The following is a 23,423-nucleotide window of genomic DNA, read 5'->3' as shown; positions in this document are numbered from 1 at the left end:
GTCGCCTACCGCGGTCTGGATGGTGCCGACCCACTCCAAACCCGCCGCGGCTCCGAATAACAGGTGTGGAAACGCGTGTGCTGGTGCCGCCGGTGGTTAGGCTGACGGCCGTGACCGCTGACCTCGGCGAACTGCTGCGCCAGGTGGCGCGGCAAGACGTCGACGCGTTCGCCGCCTTCTACGACCTCACCCGGGCCAGGGTGTTCGGGCTTATCACCCGGGTGCTGCGTGACCCCGGCTACAGCGAGGAGACCCTGCAGGAGATCTATCTGCAGGTCTGGCGCAGCGCCGACAGTTACGACCCGACCGCCGGCTCCCCGCTGGCCTGGCTGATGACGCTGGCGCATCGACGTGCCGTCGACCGGGTGCGCTCCGAGCAGGCCAGCAGCCAACGCGAATCCCGTTACGGGGCAGCCAATGTCGATGTGCCGTCGGATTCGGTTGCCGATTCCATCATTTCGAGCGACGAGCGGCGTCAGGTCACCGACTGCCTTGGCTCGCTGACCGACGCGCAACGCCAGTGCATCCAGCTCGCGTACTACGACGGGCTGACCTACGCTCAAGTGTCCGAACGGTTGTCGGCGAACCTCGCGACGATCAAATCGCGGATGCGCGACGCCATCCGCGGCCTTCGTAAGTGCCTGGGGACAGCATGACCGAGCCGACCGAGTTCGATCTGATCGCGCTGGCGACGCCGTACGCGCTGCACGCGATGTCGGATGCCGAGATCGCCGACGTCGAGCGCCGGCTGGCCGCCGCCCCGGCAGCGGTCGCCGAGGCGTTCGCCGAGGAAGTCCGCGCGGTGCGCGAGACGATGGCGGTGATGTCGGCGGCCACCGTCGTCGAGCCGCCCGAGCACCTGCGGCAGCGCGTGCTGGCCGACGTTGCCGCCGAACCCGGCCGGCTGCAGCCGCGCAGGCGACGCTGGCAGACCGCGGTGCTGGCGGCCGCGGCCGTGGTGGCGATCGGCCTCGGCGCGCTCGGGGTGGGTCTGGCGCTGCGGCCGGCGGCGCCCTCGTCGACCATCGATCAGGTGTTCGCCGCCCCCGACGTGCAGACGGTGTCCGGGCCGATCCCCAGCGGCGGCACGGCGACCGTGGTGTTCTCCCGGGAGCGCAACGCGGGTGTGCTCGTGATGAACGACGTCGCACCACCGGCGCCGGACACGGTGTACCAGATGTGGCTGATCGACGACGACGGGCCGCACCCGGCAGGCACCATGGCGTCGGTCGCACCGTCCACCACCGCGCTGCTGCCTGACATCGGTGCCTCCCAGGTGCTGGCCTTCACGGTGGAACCGCCCGGCGGGTCGGAGCAGCCGACCACACCCGCCTTCGCCGAATTGCCGCTGACCTAGGGGCTGCGCTTCGCGCAATTGGGGTCCTGCCAGGCCCGCATGGCAGCATTGAGGGCGATGACCAACCGTCGTGAACTGCCCGAGTCGCCGTATCTGGCCGCCGTGTCCGGCCGCAAGCCGAGCCGCGTGCCCGTGTGGTTCATGAGGCAGGCGGGGCGTTCGCTGCCCGAGTACCGGGCATTGCGCGCGAAGAACACCATGATGCAGGCCTGCTTCGACACCGAGCTGATCACCGAGATCACCCTGCAGCCGGTGCGCAGGCACGGCGTGGACGCCGCGATCCTGTTCTCCGACATCGTGGTGCCGCTGCGCGCTGCGGGCGTCGCGCTGGACATCGTGCCCGACGTCGGCCCGGTGATCGATCACCCGATCCGCACGATCGCCGACGTCAAAGCGATGAGACCACTTGAGCCACAACAGATCACCGCGGTGACCGACGCCATCGGGCTGCTGGTTCAAGAGCTCGGCGACGTGGCGTTGATCGGGTTCGCCGGGGCGCCGTTCACGCTGGCGTCTTACCTCATCGAGGGCGGGCCGAGCCGCCAGCACGAACACACGAAGGCGATGATGTTCGGCGAAACCGATACCTGGCACGCCTTGATGACCGAATTGACCGATCTGACCATCGCGTTCCTGCAGGCCCAGGTCGACGCCGGGGTGGACGCCATCCAGGTGTTCGACTCGTGGGCCGGAACCCTGTCGCTGGCCGACTACCGCAGGTACGTGCTGCCGCACAGCACCCGGGTGTTCGCCACCCTGGCGGGCGCCGGTGTCCCGATGACCCATTTCGGGGTGGGCACCGCCGAGTTGCTGGGCACCATGTCGGAGGCCGCCGCACACGGCGGGCCCGCGGTCGTCGGCGTCGACTGGCGCACCTCGCTGACCGACGCCGCCGCCCGGGTGCAACCGGGCACCGCGCTGCAAGGCAACCTCGACCCGGTGGTGCTGCTGACGGGCTGGCCGGTGGTCGAGCGGGCCGTGCGCGCCGTGGTCGAGGACGGTCGCCGCGCGATCGACGCCGGCGTTTCCGGGCACGTGTTCAACCTGGGCCACGGCGTGTTGCCCGCCACTGACCCGGGAGTGATCACCGACGTGGTGGAGCTGGTACACACGCTGTGAGCCAGACGTATTGCGTTGTCGGTGGCGGTATTTCGGGTCTCGTCGCCGCGAACCGGCTGCGGGTTGCGGCCGGGCCGCACGCGTCGATAACGCTGTTCGACCCCGCCGACCGGCTGGGCGGGTCGCTGCGCACGGAACGGATCGGCGGGCAGCCGATGGACGTCGGCGCGGAGGCGTTCGTGGCGCGCCGACCCGAGGTGCCCGCGCTGCTGGCCGAGCTGGGATTGGCCGGTCGGCAGATCGGCACCACCGGCGTGCGGCCGCTGATCTACAGCCAGGCCCGCCTGCACCCGATGCCGTCCGACACCCTGCAGGGCATCCCGACCCAGCCGTCGGCCATGCGGGGTCTGGTCGACGACGCCACCGTCGCGCGCATCGCCGAGGAGCGCACCCGCCCGCTGGTGTGGCGCCCCGGGGCCGACCCGTCGGTGGCCGAGCTGGTCGGTGACCGGTTCGGTCCGCAGGTGGTGACTCGCTCCGTGGAACCGCTGCTGGCCGGGGTGTATGCCGGGTCGGCGGCCACCGTCGGGGTGCGCTCGGCGCTTCCGGCGCTGGCCGTGCAGCTGGACCGGGGCGCGCGCAGCGTGACCGATGCCGCATGCGAGGCGCTGGCGGCCTCGCCGGTGCCGCGCGACGCGCCGATCTTCGGCGCCGTGGACGGCGGCTATACGGTCCTGGTCGACGAACTCGTCCGCCGGGCCGGTGCGCACTGGCTGCAGGTCGGCGTCGAAGCGGTGCAGCAATCACCGCAAGGCTGGGATCTGGTCGACGACGAAGGCGTGCGCCACCACGCCGACGCGGTGGTGCTCGCCGTCCCGGCACCGCGGGCGGCGCGTCTGCTCGCCGAGGTCGCCCCGCGCGCCGCGGACGCCGCGGGACGCATCGCGGTGGCGTCGACGGCGCTGGTGGCGTTGGCGCTGCCGGGCGGCACGCCGCTACCGCAACACTCCGGGGTGCTGGTCGCCAGTGGGGAGCGGTTGCGCGCCAAGGCGATCACGTTGACCACCCGCAAATGGGGGGCGCGGGGAAACGTCGAGCTGGTGCGGCTGTCCTACGGCCGGTTGGGCGACGATCTGGCCCGCAGCGTCGGCGACGAGGAGCTGTTGTCCTGGGCGGCACTGGACCTGCACGCGGTCTTCGGCATCCACGCCGATCCGGTCGACCACCACGTGCAGCGGTGGATCGACGCGATGCCGCAGTACGGACCGGGTCACGCTGAGCTGATCGCGCAGCTGCGCGCGGGCCTGCCGCCGGGGCTGGCGGTGGCCGGCGGCTATCTGGACGGTATCGGGGTGCCGGCCTGTGTGGCGGCCGCCACTCGGGCGGCGGCGTCGCTGCTCACCCCCCGCGTGGCACCATAGGGGTATGGCCAAGCTCGATTTCGACGCACTCAACTCCACCCTCCGCTACCTGATGTTTTCGGTGTTCTCGGTGCAACCCGGGGCGCTCGGCGTGGAAGATGAAGCGCGTGCGGCCGTTTCCAATGAGGTCTCGACGTTCCTCAAACAGCAGGAGGAGCGCGGTGTGGTGGTGCGAGGCGTCTACGACATCGCCGGTATGCGCGCCGACGCGGACTTCATGTTCTGGACCCACGCCGACAACGTCGAGGCGCTGCAGGCCACCTACTCGGACTTCCGTCGCACCACCGCGTTGGGACGCGCCAGCACGCCGGTGTGGAGCAACGTCGCACTGCACCGCCCCGCCGAGTTCAACAAGAGCCACATCCCAGCGTTTCTGGCCGGCGAGGAACCGGGCAACTACATCTGCGTGTACCCGTTCGTGCGGTCCTACGACTGGTACCTGCTGCCCGACGAGGACCGCCGCCGGATGCTGTCCGAGCACGGGATGGGTGCCCGCGCGTACAAGGATGTGCGGGCCAACACCGTGCCGGCGTTCGCGCTGGGCGACTACGAGTGGATCCTGGCGTTCGAGGCGCCGGAACTGCACCGCATCGTCGATTTGATGCGTGACCTGCGCGCCACCGACGCCCGTCGCCATGTCCGCGAGGAGACCCCGTTCTTCACCGGCCCGCGGGTGAGCCCCGAACAGTTGATCGCCGCGCTGCCGTAACTTCTGGCGCCGAGACTGCGCACAGATCGCGGAACCGGCCCGAAACGCGAATCTGACCGCAATTTCGCGGGTTTTTCGGCGGCCGGCAGGTCATCATGTGGAGATGATCACCAGGGCATGTATTGGCTCGACGTTGTTCGTCGCGGCGTTGGCGACGGCGCCCACCGGGTTCGCCCAGGACGTGAACGGCGAACAGTGCCCGCCGCGCGACGGTAAGAGCATCGTCATCACCGTCGGGGACATCGACTGCGTCACCGCGGCCGATTACGCCGCGCAGTACGACGTCAACGGCGACAAGTACCAGGCGATCGGGCCGTTCACCTGTTACTCCGCGACCGCGGCCACCGCGCCGCTGCTGTTTCAGTGCGTCGAGGACAGCGCGGACCCGGCCGAATTCGCGGTCTACCCGGGCTAAGCCTTTTGCGCCGAAATAGCATTCCAGGTCGTCTCGGCCGCCGAATCGCGACCGTGGCTTCACGCTCGGTGAGCTAGGAAGCTTTCGGGACCAGCCGCAGCGAGATCGAGTTGATGCAGTAGCGCTGGTCGGTGGGCGTCGGATAGCCCTCGCCCTCGAAGACGTGGCCGAGGTGGCTGTGGCAGTTGGCGCAGATCACCTCGACGCGGCGCATCCCCAGCGAGTCGTCGGACCGCAGGATCACCGCGTCGGAGTCGGCCGGATCGAAGAACGACGGCCATCCGCAGTGAGATTCGAACTTCTCGGTGCTGCGGAACAGTTCGGCGCCGCAGGCCCGGCACTGGTAGACACCTTCGGTCTTGGTGTCGGTGTACTCGCCGGTGAACGGACGCTCGGTGCCGGCCTGGCGAAGGACGTGGAATTCCTCGGGGCTGAGCTTCTGGCGCCACTCGTCGTCGGTGAGCTGCAGCTTGGGAGCTGGTGCGGTCATAGCTCCAGGTTAGCGATTCTGCGCGGTCGGCCGCATCAGGTGCGCGCCGGCGCGGGCTCCCGGACCTGCTTCACCCACGGCGGATCGATACCGTCGTCGAGCCGATCCTCGGCCTTGGCGTCCAGATAGCGGAAGTACAACACCGAGAACACCACGATCACCACCAGCGACCAGCCGTAGGTGATCTTCAGGTACTCCAGCGCGCGACCCGTCGTCGGCCAATGGCCCAGCAGCCAGCGGTCCATCGTCATGAAGCCGTAGATACCCAACCAGGCAACCCAGTTGCGCAGCACCGAGTTCGGCAGCACCACCGTCATCAGGAATGGGAACAGCATCATCGAGTAGTAACCCTGGCCCAGCGAGAGCACCAGCCAGGAGGTGATGAGCAGCACGCCGGAGGAGGTCAGCATCCAGAACAACTGGTCGCGGGTGCGGTAGTAGCGGTACAGCAGCCACAGGCTGGCCGCGCCCAGCACCACAAAGGCGATGCGCAGCAACATGATCAGCCACATCGGCAGGCCGTAGTACACGCCGTTGCCCAGGATCGAGCTGTTGAAGTAGTCGCGGGTGGACAGGATGTAGGGCAGCGTGCGGGTGACGAAGCTCATCGGGTCGCTGATCAGCGGCCACGCCGCGACGTTGAACACCACCGGCACCGCGAACGCCGTCAGCAACGACCGCCACTGCCGGTTGAGCAGCGGAAGCAACAACAGCGGCGCCAACAGCGGTTTGACCACCAGCGTCAACCCGATCGCGACGCCGGCCAGCCATTCATGGGATTTGTTGCCGTCGAGCAGCCACCTGAAGAACAGCACCTCCAGCAGCAGGATGCAGCCGTTGATGTTGCCGAAAACCAGTGTGTTGGTGACGTTTTCGGTGCAGAACATGGCCAGCAGCAGCGCCGGCGCGGCCACCGAGGCCAGTGAGAACTTGAACAGCCGCAACAGGAAGTAGGCGGCCAGCACGATCGCCACCGTGTTGAAGAAGATGAACCAGTACCGCGACGCGTCGACCGGCAGGTAGCCGAACGGCGCCATGATCAGCGTGCCGCCCGGCGGGTAGAGGTAGTGCGGGTCGACGTGGTCGAACTGCGCGTTGTAGATGTCCTGGCCCATCTTGAAGGCCACGACCGCGCGGTAGACGGGTCCGAAGTCGTCGGTGATGTAGCCGTTGGTGGCCAGCACGTAGCTGCGGTGGATGACCGAGAGGATCGCAATCGGCCACAGGATCGACCGCAGCACCGTTGCCGTGTTCGGCGGGGAGGTGCGGGGTCGGAAGGCGGCCAGGACAAGATCGCGCACGAGCGCACCGTACACCGACACCTCCGACGCGACCGGTCAGGCCGGGCAGAACGTGTCGGTCTCGGGCAGGGCGCCGCTGTCCAGGTAGCCGATCACCGGCGGCAGCGCGCACGGCGAGTAGATCGAGGCGCCGTGCCCGATGCCCTGCCACATCACCCGCCTGTTGGGCGAGCCCGCGTTGATCGCGGTGGCGGCGACGGCTGCGACGCCCTCGTTGCCGACGATCGGGTCGTTCTGGGTGCCGAGCAGCAGCACGGGGATCTTGAGGTTCTTGGGCTCATTCGGCGTCGAACCGCTGGGCCAACTCAGGCACTGCACCAACCCGAGCGCACCCACCCGGCCGAACTGGGGATACAACTTGTCCCACTCGACGACCAGTTCCCGCACGCGGTCGGGGGTCGGACGGCTCAACGAATCGCTGCAGTTGTTGACGAACTGGCCGTCGGTGTCGCGCATCGACTCGGCCTGGCTGATCAGGGTGGACATCGGACCGGAGTCCCCGGCGCGGGCGGCAGCGACCGCGGCCGCCAGCGCGTTGCCGGTATCCACCCGGTCGCCACGCGGATAGGCCAGCGCGGTGGAGATCGCGTTGGCGACCGCCGCGACCGACGCGCCGGCCGGTCCGCGCCCCCCGCGCGCGTCGTTCAGCAGCGCGTCGACGGCGGCCTTCGGGTTCGGGGCCAGCGGGCAGTTCGCCGCTGCGCACTGCTTCGCCCACGCGTCCAGCGCGGCCTGTTCGCCCTTGACGCGCTGCTCCATCGCCGCTTCGGCGGCGATCCCCAGCGGCAAGGGGGAGTCGAGCACCAACCTTGCGACCTTGTTGGGATGGCTGCCCGCGTAGGCCAGCGCCACCTGGGCGCCGTTGCCGATGCCGAGCAGGGCCAGCGTCGGCACATCCCAGGTGCTGCGCAACCGCTCGAGGTCCTCGGCGGCTTGTGCGTTCGAGTACGCCGAGTCGCCGGGCGCGATGGTGTCGGTGCAGTTCGTCGTGGCGCCCTGGGTGATCTCGCGCAGGTTGGCGACCGGATCATCGCCCCTCTGGAACTGCGCCTGGTCGGCCATCTGCTGGCGTTCGAACAGGTCGCGGCACTCCAGCGCGCCCGACATTCCCATGCCGCGACGGTCGACGGCCACGACCGGGTGACCTTTGAGCACGTCGGCGCCCGCCCGCGACAACCACACCGGCAACTGCTGCGAGGACGGCAGGTTCGCACCGGTCGTCATCACCAGCGGGCCGGCGTCCTCGGGGGTGTCGGGGCCGGTGGCCCGCACGGCGCCGATGCTCAACGTGCCCGCGGCGCCGTTGATCGGGTCCAGGTCGGCGTCGTAACTCGCGCAATCCAGCCTGACCCCGGGGACGGCGGGAACGCCGGCGTCGCCGAACACCCGGGACGTGCAGTCCCGCCACGCCAACTGGTTCTTGGGTGCCTCGATCGGCGGCGGGCCCTCCGGCGCCTGGGTGGTCTCCGGCTGGCCCTGGGGACCGGCGCCCGAATCGGTGGCGAACCGCGGGTTGGCGGCCAGCCCCGGGGCACATCCGGCGATGACCGCGGCGACGGTTGCCAGGCTCAGGGTCCCGACCAGCTGTTTACGCCGATGCATGCCGACCACAGTACTGACGCACGCGCTCAATCTGCCCGCACGTAGCGCGTGTAGAGGTAGCCGTCGTCGTCGCAGAGCAGGTGCGCGGGACGCATACGGGTGTGCACTTCACCGGGGCCCGAGGCGATCCGCGGCGCCAGCCCCCCAAGTAACAGCGGCGCGACGGTCAGGCACAGCTCGTCGAGCTGGTCGTGCTCGATGAACATGCCCAACACCTGCGGGCCGCCTTCGGTGAGCACCCGGTACAGGCCGCGCTCGGCCAGGACGTCCAGCAGCGTCGCCCCGTCGACACGGTCGGGCTGCGGCCCGGAGGCGTTGACGACCTCGGCGACGCCGCCCAGCCTGCCGCGGGTGTCTTCGAAGGTGTCGGCGCAGGTGAGGATCAACGGCGGGACCTCGGTGTGGGTGAAGAAGCGGGCGTCGAGGTCGAGGCTGCCGGATTGGGTGACAACGGCGATCGGGGGGACCTCGGCCTGGCCGCGGCGCTGACGGGCGCTGCGATGCGCGACGGGCACCTGCACCCCGGAGTAGTTCTCCACCCGCACGGTGGCCGCGCCGACGACGATGACGTCGGCCGCGTAGCGCATCAACCGGAACACCGCACGATCGCCGGCCTCAGCCATGCCGCCGGCCTTGCCGTCGGCGGTGGCGCCGCCGTCGACGCTGGCGATCATGTTGGCGCGCACCCAGCAGTGCTGCAGTCCGTCAGGGTAGGCGTAGAAGTCGGACAGCCGGCCGTCGTCGACGCTGTCGGTGGGGCCCAGCACACTGAATTGCACCCCGGCGGCGGTATCGGACATGAACACGATCGAAGCACGCCGATAGGGTGCGTGCATGCACGGGTCCAGCGGCGTCCGACACCTGGTCGACCGCCACCCCGACGTCACCCCGCAACGGTTGATCGCCCAACTCGTTCCGCCGCCCACGTTCGCCGACGTCAGCTTCGACACCTATCTGCCCGATCCGGCCGAACCGTCCCAGGCCGCGGCCGTGCAGTCGTGCCTGCGGTTCTGCACCCAGGCCACCCAGCGGCGGGCCGGCAAGAAGAAGCTGTTCGGCCGCCGCGAGGTGCTGCCCGGTGTCGGGCTCTACCTCGACGGCGGGTTCGGCGTCGGCAAGACGCACCTGCTGGCGTCGTCGTACTACCGGGTGCCCGGGCCGAAGGCGTTCGCGACATTCGGCGAATTGACCCAGTTGGCAGGGGTTTTCGGCTTCGTCGAATGCATCGAGCTGTTGGCCGAATACGTGGTGGTGTGCATCGACGAATTCGAGCTGGACGACCCCGGCAACACCACGCTGATCTCCCGGCTGCTGTCGGCGCTCGTCGAACGCGGGGTTTCGGTGGCGGCCACCTCCAACACGCTGCCCGAACAGCTCGGCGAAGGCCGGTTCGCCGCTCAGGACTTTCTACGTGAGATCCACACGCTCGCAGCGATTTTCGACACTGTACGGATCGACGGGCCCGACTACCGGCACCGCGGCCTACCGCCCGCGCCCGAGCCGCTGAGCGACGACGAGGTCACCCGGCGCGCCGCGCAGGTTCCCGGGGCGACGCTGGACGACTTCGATGCGCTGTGCGTGCACCTGGCGACCATGCATCCGTCGCGGTACCTGACGCTGATCGAGGATGTGGCCGCGGTGTTCCTCACCGGAGTGCACCGCATCGACGATCAGAACGTGGCGCTGCGGCTGGTCTCGCTGACCGACCGGCTCTACGACGCGGGCATTCCGGTGATCGCCTCCGGGGCCAAGCTCGACACCGTCTTCAGCGAGGAGATGCTCGCCGGGGGCTTCCGCAAGAAGTATTTGCGCGCGACGTCGCGGCTATTGGCCCTGTCCCGCGCCCTTTGACGCGCCGAACGTGGGTTACCAGCACGCCCTTTGCGCTCCAAGCATGCAACAACCCCACACTCGGCGGCGTCAGAGTTCGCGCACCATCACGTAGTCGTTCTCGACATCGGAGCCCAGCTGAAACGTCTTGGTGCCGCTGATGCTGAACCCGTGCTTGGCGTAAAACCGTTGGGCGCGTCGGTTCTGCTGGTTGACCCCCAGCCAGACGCAGGCGGCGCCGTGTTCGGCGGCATGGGCCAGCGCCGCCGACATCAAGGCCGCCGACACGCCGGCGCCGTGGCCCTCGGGCAGCACGTACATCTTCGACAACTCGACGGCGGGGCGCCGCGTGACCGCGCGCTGCACGTCGTCGTCATCGGGAACGCCGCGAATCAGCATGGCGTAACCCACGATTCGGTTGTCCTCGCGAGCCGCGAGCACGTCACGGTCGGGATCGGCGAGGTACTCGCGGAACCGGTCCGCCGAGAGGTTCTCGGCGATGAACGCGGCGATGTCCTGCGGTGTCGTCGACGGGGGACAGGCCAGGGGGAAGGTGCGGGCCGCGACGTCGGCGAGATCGACAAGATCGGCTACCGAAGCCGGTGTGACGTCAACACCCAAAAGTCAGGACACGTTCCACTGCGCCAGGTGCTTCCCGGTGACCCGGTCGATGAGCACCACGTTGGAGATCAGATCGCGGTAGCAGTCCCACCACACGCCGCCGCTGACGGTGGATCCGGCCGGGGCGTTGTTCAGCGCGCGTTGCAACGAGTCGGGGGCGTCGGTGTTGCGCGGTTCGTAGGCGTCACCGGTCGGCGTGACACCGCGGAACTGGTAGGTCAGCGCCTGGGCGTACGGCGTGGGCACCGCGATGGGATGCACGGTGATCTGACCGCGCCAGACCTCGTAGCGCGGCGCCCGCGGCGGATAGCCGAAACCGGGCGGGATCGGCGAGGGGGCGACGCTGTGCACGGTGATGTCGGCGACCAGGCCCTCGAAGTCCACCCGCAGCGTCTCGCCGAGGCGTCCGATGGGGGTCGTCGCGGCGGAGGCGGGGGCAGCCACGACGGCGGCGGCAGCCGAGAATGCCGCGATGAGGAGCACTAACCAGCGACGCATGGCGCAAATGATCGCACAAACTGAAACGTGTTACAGCCGGTTCCCACGTGTCACTTGTCTCGCGCACGGTTCGTGAACGGTTCCAGCGCGGCCACCAGGTCTGCCTCGAAGCGGTCCCGGTCCATCCCGAGGCCGTGCAGAACCCCGTCGTCGTCTTCGGCCTCCCACAGCGCCAGCAGGATGTGTTCGGTGCCGATGTAGTTGTGGCCCAGCCGAAGTGCTTGCCGGAAGGTCAGTTCGAGCACCTTTTTGGCGGCACTGTTGAACGGGGTGAGTGCGGGCAGGTCGCCCTCGGTGCGCGGGGGAAGTTGCACGGCGTTGGCGACAGCGTCGACGTCGACTCCTTGGCCGGCGAGCAGTTTGGCGGCCAGGCCTTCGGGGTCGTCGAACAGGCCGAGCAGCAGGTGGTCCGGGTTGATCTCGACGTTGCCGGCGTTGTGCGCCGTGTTCTGGGCGACGACGATGACGTTGCGTGCGCGGGGGGTGAACCGACTGAATCCGGAGTTGGGGTCCAGCGCGTCGGCCTTGGGGACGAAACGCTTCTGGGCGGCCTGCTTGGTGACGCCCATGCACTTGCCGATCTCGGTCCACGACGCCCCGGACCGGCGGGCCTGGTCGACGAAGTGGCCGATCAGGTGGTCGGCGATCTCGCCGAGGGCTTCGGCGGCCAACACGGCGTCGGTGAGTTGTTCGAGGGGCTCGCTGTGCACCTCTTTGATGACGTCGATGAGGTCGTCGAGGCGGACGGGGTTGTGGATCTTGGTCGGCTTCGTCATGCCGTCAACGTTAGGTTGACGACGGCGGCTACGTCAACTGCCGGTTGACGAAATTGGCGATGTGTTTGACGGAATCGTTTTTGCTCGGGCCCGGGCGGGTATTCGACGCGCCGTTATGGGAAACATGATTAACGGCTCGGGCACGCAGTCGGCGCTGCTGCGACGGGCGATCACCTTCATTCACGAGAACGCCGACCATGACATCACACTCAGCGATATTGCCGCCGCCGTCAACGTCACCCCGCGCTCGGTGCAGTACACGTTCCGGCGCCATTTGGATACCACGCCGCTGGAATACCTGCGCCGCGTTCGGCTTTGCCGCGCGCACCGGGACTTGTGCCACGCTGACCCGTCCGTGGACACGGTGATGGCCATCGCCGATCGGTGGGGGTTCGCGCACGCCGGGCGCTTCAGCCGGCTCTACACGCAGACGTTCGGGCAGCCGCCGAGTCGCACGCTGCGGGAGGCCCCTGAGCCGTCTATCTCGGGAAGAAGCCGGCGCGGGTGAAGAAGCCGGGTTGCCATCCTTCAGGGCCCCGGCACAGCAGCGGACGCCCGTCGGGGGCCTGGGCGGCGGACTGCGGTTTGGGACAGGGCGAGCCGATTTCCTGGACGCCGTAGAGCTGGTAGGCCGCTACCCAGAACCCGGTGTACACCGGTGGCCACTGGTTCTCGATCCAGCGGCACTGCAGGACCTCGCCGCCGGGGCCGCGGCCGAACGTGAAGCGCTCCATGTTGGTGCAGGGCGCGGTGAGGTGGGCTTCGTAGTTCATGCCCGGTACGTCGCTGGGGTAGCGGCCGGGGCTGTCGTGATACAGCAGATCGTCGTCGGCGGATGCGACGGGGGCCGTGCCGATGGCGAGGCCGACGACCGCCACGGCGGCGAGGAATTCGCGAATCATCTCCACCCTTACGTTGTTCACGCCCGGTTGACCTAGACAGAGACTAGTAGGTCAGGCCACGTTCGACCGGCGCTTTGTCGGTTGTCACGGCCGGGCCAGCCGGACCGCCAGCGGGACGTCGATGCGCGCGTGCTCGCCCTCCAGCCGGAACCGGTACACGTGGTAGCCGCCGCCGGCGACGATGGGCAGCACGAGCGAGGGCATGCACATGAACTTCATCGGTGCTTCGACAGTGAAGCTGGAGGTGTGCGACGGCAGGCGTTGTTCGTTGGGGCCCTCGGCGTCGATGACCATCGACAAGCTTTCGCCGACGTCGTTGGCGTCCATATCGCAGAGCACCACGACGTCGCACTGGAACGCGGTGGCGTTGGGCGCGACGGTGGTGCTCGCCCAGAATCCGCCTTCGAGGTTGAGCATGCCGTCGACGACCTCGACGCGATTGGCAAAGAATGCCGCGGTTAACCGCATGAACTCAACCTAGTGGATTCGGTGCCGCAGCCGGATTGCCGGGCGGGTCAGCGCTCGCAGGCGATGCCGTCGTCGTCGCCGTCGAGGCCGGAACGGTAGCCGGGTTGGCCCGCGTGGATGGGTGCCGCGCCGGCGGCACGCGCGGCGGCGCAGTTGGGGTAATAGACCGAGCCCGACGACGGCGCGGGTTCCAAGAAGGGCTGCGGTGCGGTCGCGGCGGGGACGGTGTCCGCCGCGGAGGTCGAGCCGTTGCAGGGCGGGCCCCACAGGCCGCGGCGGGCGTCGCGGGCTTCGCGTTCGGCCGCGGCGATCGCGACGTGGCGGCTGACGGGCTTGCCGCCGTAGACGTAGCTGCGCGCGGCGCCGGCGCGGGCGGCCTCGACGGCGTAGTCGAAGCCGTCGGCGCGCACGAGGTAGGCCAGGGTGCGGCCGTAGCGGTCGGTGCGGTCCTGGGTCGGGTCGGGCACGAGCGCGACGCGCTGGCCGAGCATCGTCGACGTGGCGAACTCGGTGGCTTCGGGTCCCCAGCATTCGACGGGGGAGTTGGGTTTCTTGGTCTCGGGGGTGTCGATCCCGAGGATGCGTACGCGCAGACGACCGCGAACCTCGTCGCGGATGTCGATGGTGTCGCCGTCGACGACGCGCAGCACGACGGCGGTGGCGTCGACGGGTTCCGCGTGGGTGGTTGGCGGCGGCGCGATGAGCGTCATCGCCGCCGCGGCGATGACGGCGGCAAGGCGGTAAATCACGGTGCCCATGAGGCCAAAGGTAGCCAGGGTCTCGATGGGCGGCGGCCGAATTGCCCGAGCAAACGGGTGTCAGCATCGGCCAGGAGTCCGTGTGGTGCACGTCACTTCGGGTGCTGAACTGCGGTTATAGCGGTTGGCGCGAGTGCTTAGCGTGGCGAAGTGGTTTCACCTCACGGCTGAGGGGCAACAAGCAGGCTCGCAAGGTTGATGCAGCCCGGAGAAGCGCCGGACCTCGACCGTGACTAGAGCAACCTGGTCTGCCGCCCCCTGGCGCGCAGCCAGGGATCCTAGATGTCACCCAAGGAGACAAGATGAAGAAGCCTTTAGTCGTCGGAGCCACCACGCTGACCCTGCTGTTCGGCGGAGCCGGCGTCGCGACCGCGGCGACGCTGGACGCGCCCGCGCCCACGACGACCACCACCACGGTGGCGCAGCAGCAAATGCAGGACGACGACAACGGCGACAACGGCCTGTGGGGACTGCTGGGTCTGCTTGGTCTGGCAGGTCTGATCGGCCTCAAGCGCCGCAAGGATGCCGACTATCCCGCGACCCGCGGCGGCGGCACGGTCACGAACCCGCCGCGCGCATAGGAGTTCACGTTCAAAGGATTCCCCGCCGGAGCGGCGGGGAATTCTTTGTGGCGTAGGAGCTTCGCGGAAAGCGTGCCCGACGATGCCCGAAACGACAGGCCGTCGAACCGCTTTGGTGCGAGTCGCAGCGACGTACTCAGTGCCGCAGCATATTTCGCCGTCGTCTAGTTCTCCGGCGAGCCGTGGCGCAGGAGAATCCAACTGGTATGTGCGTACCGGAATCTCGTACCGGCGGTGCCCTTGTTTTCTGCCGGGTGTCGTACATGGCACCTAATCAGCGCGCGCTCTATCTACCGTAAATTGACAACGGCTGACCTCGTGGGGTTCGTGACGCAGTAGTCTCGCGCCGAACCGTCGGAACGCGCTTCTCAGTGGCAGGCCGGATCCCCACCGTTGACTGCGGGATCGCTTGCTGTATGACCCGTAGAGCAGGCAGGTGTGAATTCCTTCGTGGACAAGCCTGGGGGAAGAAACTCAAAATTCGTCTGGTTAGGCGTATCCGAAACATCGGGGATGGTGTAGTACCCGTAAATGAAATTAGCGGCATCCGCACCGGCTTTCGGGGCGTTACCCGGCATTCTCGCGAGGTCGCTGAAGAACTGTCCGGGAGCAAGCGGTCCAGACCCGTTCGGGTTTACGGACGGTAAGTTGGGGTTGGCCGCTGATATAGCATCCGACCAAGCTCCGGCCTTTTGGGGGACGCCCCCTTGGCCTATCCCGTTCCCGTTACTGCTGGGGTCGTTACTGCTGGGGTCTGCTGGGTCCGCCCACGCCGCTCCGGCCAGTGGAACAGATATGGCTCCTGCTGCGGCGGCGGCGATGCATAGTTTCTTGAACATGGTGTTCCTCCTTCTCGCGTGACAGCGAGCTAGATAGCTCGCGTTCTCACGATGGGAATCGTCGGTCGCGCGCGGCGCGACGAACTCAGTAGCGCATTACTGCATTACGGGCGATCTGGTGCTGTGCGCGACGCAGTAGTGCCGCATCGAAACTGACGTAATTGCATCCGCTCAATCTGTTGTGCCCGCGTGCCGAGGCGTTTTCCGAAGGTCGTCGCGCTCGGTAGCGCGGGCGTGTCGCGGCCCTCCATCCGTATGTGAGCTTTCGTGGGGAACCGGCCGAGCTTGCGAGTCAGCTCGGCCAACTGCCGCAGCAGAAATCCTCATCAAGCCGAGCGAGCCGAAAGCGTTGGGCTCTAAACCCGCTTCGCGTACGGCGTCGCTCCAGGTAGCCCACAAGCGCCCCTGGAAAAGGTAGTCGGGAAAGCCGGTCTCGGCGATGAAGCGTTCCTTACCGACAGGTACGTCGCCGTTTTGTTCGGCGAGACGCTGAAGCGCTCGGATCACCGGCCCTTGTCAGCCCCGTCCATGCCGGGATAGTAGCCAGCGGCTAGGGCTTGGCAAGAGTTCCTACTGAGATTCCGGCCAGAGCTGCTCCGGCCCAACGATGTTGCTCAGTGTCGGTTCGGGCAGCGGGCAGGGCAGGAATCCCTCGTCCTCGGGATGGTGATAGACGTACTCGCTGGCCGAGCGGACCGTGCTCGCGTTGATGAACTTCTCCATCTTGACCGTCCCAGACTCGACTGAATCCAGACCGCCCGCACGAACTCTTTGCACTGGATAGTCGAACTCGATCATCGGCTTGACGTCGCTCATGATCAGACCCAATTGCCGAGTCAGCGGGAACGTGATGCCCCAAGCCGTCGCCAATCCGACCCCTTGCCACGGCTCGCTGTCCGCGGCTGGCACCAGACTGACCGGCGAATCACAGGTGATCAGGGAACGACGGTGGAACCGAACCAGCTTCCACGGACGGGAGATGAAGTACCTCACGTGGTCAACAGCGCCGGTAATTATCTGCTCGATATGCCCAAATGGTGTCAAGGTGATCGGCAGTCCACCTGGCTGAGTCGCCTGCTGCCACAACACCTCAGCTTCATCGTCGTCCACTTCAACCCCATACTGCTTCTGGACCCATTGTTTGATGTTGTCGCGACCGGTGACCTGGACTTCGAGACGTGTCATCTGAGCGGCGAGGTATTCCAGGGAGCGGCGATGGTCAGGTCCACGCAGGAATTGAACCGCCATAAACAGCCCCAACTTGGCACGCTGCGCTTCCGAGAGCGGCCATACGCCATCGATGACTGCTTGAATGACCTCTGCGGCGAAACCTTCCAGGTCTGACAGGCTCCGCTCAAAGACATCGGCACCATCGGGGTGCCCGTCAATGGAATAGAAGTGGTTAATGGCCGCGGTCTTCTTGACGCGCGACGGGTACCGCTTGTCACCCGGCAACCGCACGGTGATCATCCAGTCATCGTCATCTGCGAACCCTCGCAGATAGAACCGCGGAACCGTATGGTGCAGCTTCGCTACCCCACCCAACGAATCACCCCTACATCAGCGCGCAGTGTTCGTCGCCTCACGTGCGGCCCGGTCACGGCTGCCGCAGTGGCATTCGATCTTCGGACGTCATATCAGGTCCACCACGCTCGGCACGTTACTTCGGGGATAGGACAAATCCGCCGCGACAAGGACGCGGGTCCCTGATGGATGGTCCCGGGATCAAGAACCCAACAGAACCAACCTGCACTGGGATCGATACCGGTTAGCATCCGCCCATGTCGCTCGCGATTGGCGAGACCTTCGCCGGGTACAAGATCCTGCGGCTGCTCGGCTCGGGCGGCATGGGAGAGGTGTATCTCGTACAGCATCCCCGTCTGCCTCGCCAGGAGGCACTGAAGATCCTTCGGCCAGACCTGTCCATTGACGCTTCGTTCCGGGAACGGTTCATCCGCGAAGCCGACCTGTCGTCGGGTTTGCGGCACGCCAACATCGTCGGCGTCCACGACCGAGGCGACTACGAAGGCCAGTTGTGGATCGCGATGGACTACATCGACGGTAACGACGCGGGCCACCTGCTGAACCAGAAGTATCCGGGGGGCATGCCCGTCGACCTCGCTCTCCCGATCATCACGGCGGTCGCCAGCGCGTTGGACTACGCCCACAAGCAGGGGCTGCTCCACCGGGACGTCAAACCGGCCAACATCATCATCGCCAACCCCGACGGTGAAGAAGCCAGCGTATTCATCGCGGATTTCGGTATTGCGAGACCGCTGGAAGACATCAGCGGTATCACCACCACAAACATGACGGTCGGAACGGTCGCCTACTCGGCTCCCGAGCAGCTCATGGGTGAGCCGATGGACGGGCGAGCAGACCAGTACGCGCTCGCTGCCACGACTTACCACTTGTTGACCGGATCGCAGCTCTTTCCCAACTCCAACCCGGCAGTTGTTATCAGCCGCCATCTCAACTCGCCAGCGCCTGCCCTCGCCGACTTACGACCTGAACTCGCCTCGCTTGACCCGGTGCTCGCCATCGGCCTAGGCAAGAATCGCGACGATAGGTTCGCCACTTGCGCGGATTTCGCCCGAACACTCGTGGAGCAGAGCCGCCACGGTGCGCCCGCACCGGCGGCACCCACAGCGCAAGCGCTCGTGCAGCGTCCGGCTCATGGAAAACCTCGGCGTGCGCTGACTGCTCCTGTTGTTCCAATCGTTCGCCGCGGCGTGGTTCGGCGATGGTTGTTACCGTTGGGGGCCTTGGTTCTAGTTGCCACTATCGGGGTCATCGTCTGGCACCCGTGGGACAGCCGCCGCGACGAATCGACAACCGACTCTGGCGCAGGATCGGCGACTACCGCTCCGGCGGACAATCCAACCAGTTCTGCTGTCACCCCGGGGCGGCCTACTATGCCAGCCTCTGCCGTCGCCACCGTCTTGCTCACCGCCCCTGAGATCAGCAACGTTCTGAGTGGAATTGAGGTCAGTGGTGACCCCGGTAATACATACTCGGCCATTCTTAAGTTGGACGGTTCGTCCTACGGTCCGTCGGATCATGCCCGGGAGGTAGATCCACCCACGTGCGCCAGTGTCGTCTTTACTGGGGACCAGTCTGCGTATGGCAATACCAAAGTTGAGGCGATGAAGACTGAGTCTTTTTCACCCGGCCCCAATGCGGTTGGTAATGAAGGGCCTTGGCAACTCCAGCAGACAACGGCAGTCTTTCCCTCGGCGGAATCTGCGAACAGCTTTCTGGTCGACCAACAACGACAGTGGGCTACATGCAGTACACCGGCAAACCCGCCTTCCCCGAACTTTCCCGATATTGATGTCAGCGTGGTTTTTGGGTACGAGAACGGACGCAGCTTCATTCTGGGGAACGTGGAGCGCATCGAGGACATGATCGTCATCTCGATGGCCTCTAATGATCCACTTTGGGGGGCGCATGCATGTCAACAGGTACTTGGAGTCCGGGACAACGTTGTGGCCGAGGCGCGCACCTGTCAGGTTCCACCGAACGCCACATCAATCGGTGGTCTGGAGCCCGCTGACCCGGATTGGGCACTGCCTGACGCGCAACACCTGGTAGCTGCGATGCTCGACAAGATCACCTGACCGACTCAGATACTTCCTCCCACGTCCGACAAAGAGTGAGCTTCGTCGATCTGCCCCGACCGATGTCTCGAAACACCACATCCGAGACACCACGCAGACCGGCCGGGGGATCGCTCGTAAGACGTGGTCGCGGTGTCTCAAAATTTTGTCTCGGAAATATCTGTCTCGAATCTTGCGTTGCCAGATTTATGGGACACACGAAAGAGCCCGCCACCATAGAGTCCGGCGGCGACAGGATCGGCTACATCCGTGTCAGCACGGCGGCGCAGACGCTAGACCAGCAGCGAGACGCGCTCAACAAGGCCGGAGTCGACAAGACGTTCTCGGACACGATGTCCGGAGCGCGCGACGACCGTCCCGGCCTGGCTGAGCTGATGGCTTACGTACGGGAGGGGGACACGGTAGTGGTCTGGAAGCTCGACCGGCTGGGCCGCAACACACTCCACGTCTTGAAGACGGTGAAGGAGCTGACTGACCGCGGCATCACGCTGGTGTCGGTGACCGACGGCATCGACTCCTCGACCGCCGCCGGGCGCATGATGATCGGGGTACTCGGGTCGCTGGCTGAGTACGAACGGGAGCTGACGAAAGAGCGCACCGCATTGAAGCGGGCCGCATCACGGGCCAACGGTACGAAATTCGGGCGACCTCGCAAGGTCGACGACGCCGAGCACATCACCACGGCCAAGCGGATGAAGGCCGACGGTCATACAGGCAAGGACATAGCCAAGTACTTGGGTGTCAGTCGAGCGACGTTGTATCGCTACCTTGCCGGAGCCAGCGCTGCCTGATGGACGGCCGGTTTGGCTCTTGTGGGCCTATTTCGGCCGCTGCTTTGAGCGTCGACGCTTTGCACCGCACCGTCGACATCCCGTGTTCCGTGGTGTGCGCGTTGACCATTCATGCCCGCATCGAGGGCAGATCCAGCAGAGCTCAACGGTGGTGCCGTAGTTGAGATCCCAAAGGGAAATATCCCCGTTCTTGGTTGGGTGGAAGATCTTGAGCAAGTCCGGTTTCAGTTCAGCCACTGACCGCCCGGGCTTGGGCGTCCTGTGAGTGGCAGCTCGTCGAGCTCGCGCGCATTCGGGGCAGCCGCTGCCCTCACCGGTGCGCTTCTTAGGTGTCGTCTGCCACTTGTGTCCGCAGGATGAGCAACTCCACCAGGCTTTGTCACGCGATCCTGGGCTCGTCAACTCGGGTCGGCGGTCGCCATTACGGGTGGGGTGCCACTCCGCGGCGATCTCGGGGAACAGAGTTGAGAGGCTGCGGGAAAGCCGAGCGTGGATGTCTGCGTCAGCTCTCGCGACTGCCCACAAGTTGGGGTCGGAGAGGTAGTCGTCGGAGTGGGCCGGTGCGCATCCGAGAGCTCTAAGCTGTAGCAACACAGCGGTTGTAACTGCTTTTGTATCGCGTCCGTCCCTCACCGTGACATCATTACCGCCGAGTGGTTCCAGCGGCGCAGGACGGACTCGGATCACTTGCCATCCCGCGGCCTCGAGTGCGCGCGTCTGACGGGTGTCGCGGGCCGCAGCCTCTTCGCCGCGATGGTAATGCGAACCATCGAACTCGATCACGACGCGGCAATCGGGAATGACGATGTCGGCGTTCACGGGACTTCGCCCGGGGACTGGTATGCGCTCGTGATTGTGAATGACGGGACATCCGATCGCCTCCAGTTCATGGGCAAGTCGGATCTGTTGCTGTGATGTTCCCCGGATACGACAGTGGGGGCATCCACTGCCATTGGGTGACGCCCTATTGACGATGCGGGCCTTCCACACGTGGCCAAAGGAGCACCGCCACGATGCGAGGAACCCGCTTCCCGTTGAGAACTCATGTGGTTGCCGTCCTTCGTTGAGGGTGGGATGCCACTGATCGGCGAGGTCCGGCCGCACGTCGGCAACGGAGAATCCGTCGGCTGGCAGGTCGCGGCAATCCGGGCATCCCGTTTTGTCGGTACCTGTCCTGGCGTAGACGTGCGCAGACCACACATGTCCGCGTGCGCAGATCCACCATGCCCGGAAGTCGCTGCCCGGCGTAATGTCCCCGGGCCGACGGTCGTTGAGGGTGGGATGCCATTCGGGCATCAGCTCCGGAAAAAGTTCGGCGAATGACCTCCCGGGTTGGGGTCGATCGCGCAGGGCGATTCGGTCTTCATAGCTACAGCGGGCGCATTGTGTCCTTGCTGCAGTCCGATTCGCCACCGTGGCTGGCCACACCTCGCCGCACGATGAGCACAGCCACCAAACTTTCTTCTGCGACTTCGGTTTCACCGTGTATGGGTCCAAGCGCCCATTCAACGTGGGATGCCATTCTGCGACGACATCGGGGTGGAAGTCTGCGAAAGATGTGCCGGGAAGCGGGATCTCTGACTGCGGACGCTGACATACCGGGCAACCTCGACGCTTACCGGTCGTCCTGGTGCTGATTGGTGCCAACCATTCGTGTGTGCAGTCCGGGTTCTGACACAACCACCACACCTCGGCGTCGGAGTCAGGGGCAAATGATGCAGGACTCCATCCCCGGTTGCGGGTGGGATGCCACTGCTGGGTGACTGCGGGGTTCAGGTGCTTCAGCGAGTCCTGGGGCGGCGGGCGCTCTGCGCGTGGAGGCTCAGCGGATTCCGCGCATTTCGGACATCCTCGGTCCGTCGAGGCAATGCGAAACCGTGGCGGAAGGGGCCACTCGTGGCCGCATTGTGCGCATACCCACCAGATGTTCTGGTCCCAGTGGACGGGAGTCGATGCGGGAGTGAGGAGGTCGTTCTTGTCGGGGTGCCACTCTTTGGCAAGGGCCGGTGCCAGGTTGGTGATTGAGTCCTCTGGCGCTTCTGTTGCTTGCTGTTGGATGCGCTGCTTGCGGCCGCGATTGCACGCCACACAGTTGATCGAGTACTTCGCTGTCCGGTTGTTGATTACCGCTGGCCACTCCGAGCCGCATCGCGCGCACTGCCACCAGACCTTGCTGTTGTTGCCGGGTGAAACGTCGCCCGCCGTCAGAGCGCCGTTGCGGTGCGGGTGCAATTCCGCAGCCTGCGCCGGAAACAAGTCCGCCAGCGAACGGCCAGGTTTCGGAACACTGCGCGGCACATTCCACCTCCAGTCAGCTACTGACCTGAATACGAGGGCTTTCTTCCAAGCCCGCCTCCTCGGGCATCAGCTCCCCTGACACACACATCCTTCACCGGGCCTGAACCTGCTCGCCCGCAGCACCACGCACCAACTCATGGGGAGCGACGTTCTTCCCGGTGCCGGAGGAGGCATCGGTTTCTCAGGGTTGAAATTCTGGATGAACGAAGCCGGAGTCCCGCAGTTCCCAGATCATGTCCTTATCCACACCCTCGAAGTTGATCTGGTCCAGCGTTGATCGCAGATAAGTGACGTTCAAGACGACGTCGGTCGAGGTGTTGCCGTAAGCGTCCTTCATCGGGAAGCTACCCTTGACGGTCACCTGAGAAGCGTTGGGATACATCGCCTTTGCGTATTCGAGAATGTCGATGGTTTTGAACCGGGCCCCGTCCTTGATCAGCCCCTCGGTGAAGTTGTCACCGATGGCGAAGGCGGCAGTCACCTGTTCACCGTCCGGGCCTGGAGCGGTGGTGAAACTCGCGTCTGGCTTCGTGGGGCCAGTCGGTGTAGGTGCAGCGGTGGCCGACGGACTGCGCGACGCAGTAGTGGAGCGAGATGAAGAACTGCTGGAGCTGGAGTCCTTTTTATCGTCATCGCAGGCGTTGCCAATGATCCCGATCAGAAAGATGACTCCGATGACGCCCGCGACGGTCTTGAAGCAACCCATAGGCTTCTTCTGCGGGGGCGGTACGGTCGCTACTGGTGTCGTGGGACCCCAGTTGGTCCCATCGAAGTATCGCTGCCCGCCGCCGCCTGCCGGATCGGGATACCAGCCAGGTGCTGGTCGTGGTGGCGGTGGTGGAGAGGTCATCGATCCCCCTTTGCTCGTACGTTCCCCTTCGCACGGTCGGCGACGATGGTAACCGCTTGGGCGATGTCATCAGGGCGGATTTCGAGCTACCTGACATCTAATGCTGGTTGCTGATCCGCACCTTCGCCGGTCCCTTCGACTTAGGCCCCCGTCATTCTGGCCCCACGCCAACCTGACCGACCAGCAACTCTTTGACACGCGGTTCGCGAAGGTGGTACGAACGTCGTTCCTTCCTGC

The 23,423-nt window shown here is 66.1% G+C and carries 24 protein-coding genes; 11 read left to right on the top strand and 13 right to left on the bottom strand.

Annotated elements, in window-relative coordinates:
- Positions 1–110 precede the first annotated feature (110 nt).
- The 6 genes from K3U96_RS15410 to K3U96_RS15385 all read left to right on the top strand — a co-directional run bounded on the left by K3U96_RS15410 (position 111) and on the right by K3U96_RS15385 (position 4,961).
- Positions 111–656, top strand: coding sequence for a sigma-70 family RNA polymerase sigma factor (locus K3U96_RS15410; protein ID WP_230982159.1), 546 nt, complete (start codon positions 111–113; stop codon positions 654–656).
- A complete protein-coding gene (locus tag K3U96_RS15405) occupies positions 653–1,357 on the top strand; it encodes an anti-sigma factor (RefSeq protein WP_220690275.1) in 705 nt (234 codons plus the stop codon). Before K3U96_RS15410 ends, K3U96_RS15405 begins: the two co-directional genes overlap by 4 nt.
- Positions 1,358–1,414: 57 nt before the next feature.
- Complete coding sequence (gene hemE / locus K3U96_RS15400; RefSeq protein ID WP_220690274.1) at positions 1,415–2,476, top strand: uroporphyrinogen decarboxylase; 1,062 nt, start codon at positions 1,415–1,417, stop codon at positions 2,474–2,476.
- A complete protein-coding gene (locus tag K3U96_RS15395) occupies positions 2,473–3,837 on the top strand; it encodes a protoporphyrinogen oxidase (RefSeq protein WP_220690273.1) in 1,365 nt (454 codons plus the stop codon). Before hemE ends, K3U96_RS15395 begins: the two co-directional genes overlap by 4 nt.
- 4 nt (positions 3,838–3,841) lie before the next feature.
- Positions 3,842–4,546, top strand: a complete 705-nt coding sequence (gene hemQ / locus K3U96_RS15390) for a hydrogen peroxide-dependent heme synthase (RefSeq protein WP_069407441.1) — start codon at positions 3,842–3,844, stop codon at positions 4,544–4,546.
- A gap of 103 nt (positions 4,547–4,649) precedes the next feature.
- Positions 4,650–4,961, top strand: a complete 312-nt coding sequence (locus K3U96_RS15385) for a hypothetical protein (protein ID WP_110917435.1) — start codon at positions 4,650–4,652, stop codon at positions 4,959–4,961.
- Positions 4,962–5,034: 73 nt separating this feature from the next.
- Here K3U96_RS15385 and msrB read toward each other — a convergent pair whose 3' ends face one another.
- The 4 genes from msrB to K3U96_RS15365 are packed head-to-tail and all read right to left on the bottom strand — an operon-like array spanning position 5,035 to position 9,154.
- Positions 5,035–5,451, bottom strand: a complete 417-nt coding sequence (gene msrB, locus K3U96_RS15380) for a peptide-methionine (R)-S-oxide reductase MsrB (RefSeq protein ID WP_220690272.1) — start codon at positions 5,449–5,451, stop codon at positions 5,035–5,037.
- A gap of 35 nt (positions 5,452–5,486) precedes the next feature.
- The gene (gene aftC / locus K3U96_RS15375) at positions 5,487–6,767 is read right to left on the bottom strand and encodes an arabinofuranan 3-O-arabinosyltransferase (protein ID WP_372515031.1); all 1,281 of its coding nucleotides are present in this window, start codon (positions 6,765–6,767) and stop codon (positions 5,487–5,489) included.
- Positions 6,768–6,788: 21 nt separating this feature from the next.
- Entirely contained in the window at positions 6,789–8,354 is a 1,566-nt protein-coding gene (locus K3U96_RS15370; protein WP_220690270.1) for an alpha/beta hydrolase, read from the bottom strand.
- Between the two features lie 26 nt (positions 8,355–8,380).
- On the bottom strand, positions 8,381–9,154 hold the full coding sequence (locus tag K3U96_RS15365; protein ID WP_220690269.1) for a pyrimidine reductase family protein: 774 nt from the start codon (positions 9,152–9,154) through the stop codon (positions 8,381–8,383).
- 34 nt (positions 9,155–9,188) lie between these two features.
- Between K3U96_RS15365 and zapE the strand changes: the two genes are divergently transcribed.
- Entirely contained in the window at positions 9,189–10,205 is a 1,017-nt protein-coding gene (zapE, locus tag K3U96_RS15360) for a cell division protein ZapE (protein WP_220690268.1), read from the top strand.
- A 69-nt stretch (positions 10,206–10,274) separates the two neighbouring features.
- Here zapE and K3U96_RS15355 read toward each other — a convergent pair whose 3' ends face one another.
- From K3U96_RS15355 to K3U96_RS15345, 3 genes are read right to left on the bottom strand one after another with little or no spacing between them, the layout of a single operon-like run.
- The gene (locus K3U96_RS15355; RefSeq protein WP_220690267.1) at positions 10,275–10,805 is read right to left on the bottom strand and encodes a GNAT family N-acetyltransferase; all 531 of its coding nucleotides are present in this window, start codon (positions 10,803–10,805) and stop codon (positions 10,275–10,277) included.
- A 3-nt stretch (positions 10,806–10,808) separates the two neighbouring features.
- Positions 10,809–11,303, bottom strand: a complete 495-nt coding sequence (locus tag K3U96_RS15350) for a hypothetical protein (protein WP_220690266.1) — start codon at positions 11,301–11,303, stop codon at positions 10,809–10,811.
- Between the two features lie 50 nt (positions 11,304–11,353).
- Positions 11,354–12,079 (bottom strand): Clp protease N-terminal domain-containing protein, encoded by a 726-nt coding sequence (locus tag K3U96_RS15345; protein ID WP_220690265.1) that lies wholly within the window; start codon positions 12,077–12,079, stop codon positions 11,354–11,356.
- A gap of 61 nt (positions 12,080–12,140) precedes the next feature.
- On the opposite strand from K3U96_RS15345, the gene K3U96_RS15340 reads away from it, so the two are divergent.
- A complete protein-coding gene (locus tag K3U96_RS15340) occupies positions 12,141–12,587 on the top strand; it encodes a helix-turn-helix transcriptional regulator (RefSeq protein WP_372515030.1) in 447 nt (148 codons plus the stop codon).
- Here the strand turns inward: K3U96_RS15340 and K3U96_RS15335 are convergent.
- From K3U96_RS15335 to K3U96_RS15325, 3 genes are all read right to left on the bottom strand, one after another.
- Entirely contained in the window at positions 12,559–12,981 is a 423-nt protein-coding gene (locus tag K3U96_RS15335; protein WP_069407443.1) for a hypothetical protein, read from the bottom strand. The two genes, K3U96_RS15340 and K3U96_RS15335, sit on opposite strands and share 29 nt — an antisense overlap.
- 84 nt (positions 12,982–13,065) lie before the next feature.
- Positions 13,066–13,449 (bottom strand): hypothetical protein, encoded by a 384-nt coding sequence (locus K3U96_RS15330; RefSeq protein ID WP_220690264.1) that lies wholly within the window; start codon positions 13,447–13,449, stop codon positions 13,066–13,068.
- A 47-nt stretch (positions 13,450–13,496) separates the two neighbouring features.
- Positions 13,497–14,207, bottom strand: coding sequence for a thermonuclease family protein (locus tag K3U96_RS15325; RefSeq protein WP_230982157.1), 711 nt, complete (start codon positions 14,205–14,207; stop codon positions 13,497–13,499).
- A gap of 302 nt (positions 14,208–14,509) precedes the next feature.
- On the opposite strand from K3U96_RS15325, the gene K3U96_RS15320 reads away from it, so the two are divergent.
- Complete coding sequence (locus tag K3U96_RS15320; RefSeq protein ID WP_069407433.1) at positions 14,510–14,788, top strand: WGxxGxxG family protein; 279 nt, start codon at positions 14,510–14,512, stop codon at positions 14,786–14,788.
- Positions 14,789–16,197: 1,409 nt separating this feature from the next.
- On the opposite strand, the gene K3U96_RS15315 is transcribed toward K3U96_RS15320, so the two are convergent.
- Positions 16,198–17,172: a DUF4238 domain-containing protein gene (locus tag K3U96_RS15315; RefSeq protein WP_220690263.1), complete on the bottom strand. Its 975-nt coding sequence runs from the start codon at positions 17,170–17,172 to the stop codon at positions 16,198–16,200.
- Positions 17,173–17,408: 236 nt separating this feature from the next.
- Here K3U96_RS15315 and K3U96_RS15310 point away from each other — a divergent pair, with 236 nt between their 5' ends.
- Together K3U96_RS15310 and K3U96_RS15305 are read left to right on the top strand one after the other, a co-directional pair.
- Complete coding sequence (locus K3U96_RS15310; protein WP_220690262.1) at positions 17,409–19,247, top strand: serine/threonine-protein kinase PknH/PknJ; 1,839 nt, start codon at positions 17,409–17,411, stop codon at positions 19,245–19,247.
- A 188-nt stretch (positions 19,248–19,435) separates the two neighbouring features.
- Positions 19,436–20,038 (top strand): recombinase family protein, encoded by a 603-nt coding sequence (locus K3U96_RS15305; RefSeq protein ID WP_220690261.1) that lies wholly within the window; start codon positions 19,436–19,438, stop codon positions 20,036–20,038.
- Between the two features lie 27 nt (positions 20,039–20,065).
- On the opposite strand, the gene K3U96_RS27160 is transcribed toward K3U96_RS15305, so the two are convergent.
- A complete protein-coding gene (locus tag K3U96_RS27160) occupies positions 20,066–22,336 on the bottom strand; it encodes a zinc-ribbon domain-containing protein (RefSeq protein WP_220690260.1) in 2,271 nt (756 codons plus the stop codon).
- A gap of 181 nt (positions 22,337–22,517) precedes the next feature.
- Positions 22,518–23,186 carry a DUF2510 domain-containing protein gene (locus K3U96_RS15295; protein WP_220690259.1) on the bottom strand — a complete coding sequence of 223 codons (669 nt, stop codon included), beginning with the start codon at positions 23,184–23,186 and terminating at the stop codon, positions 22,518–22,520.
- Positions 23,187–23,423 lie beyond the last annotated feature (237 nt).

Source organism: Mycolicibacterium holsaticum DSM 44478 = JCM 12374, assembly GCF_019645835.1.
GTDB classification, from domain to species: domain Bacteria; phylum Actinomycetota; class Actinomycetes; order Mycobacteriales; family Mycobacteriaceae; genus Mycobacterium; species Mycobacterium holsaticum.
The sequence above is the reverse complement of the archived record's forward strand: the minus strand, read 5'-3'. Positions and strand labels throughout refer to the sequence as shown.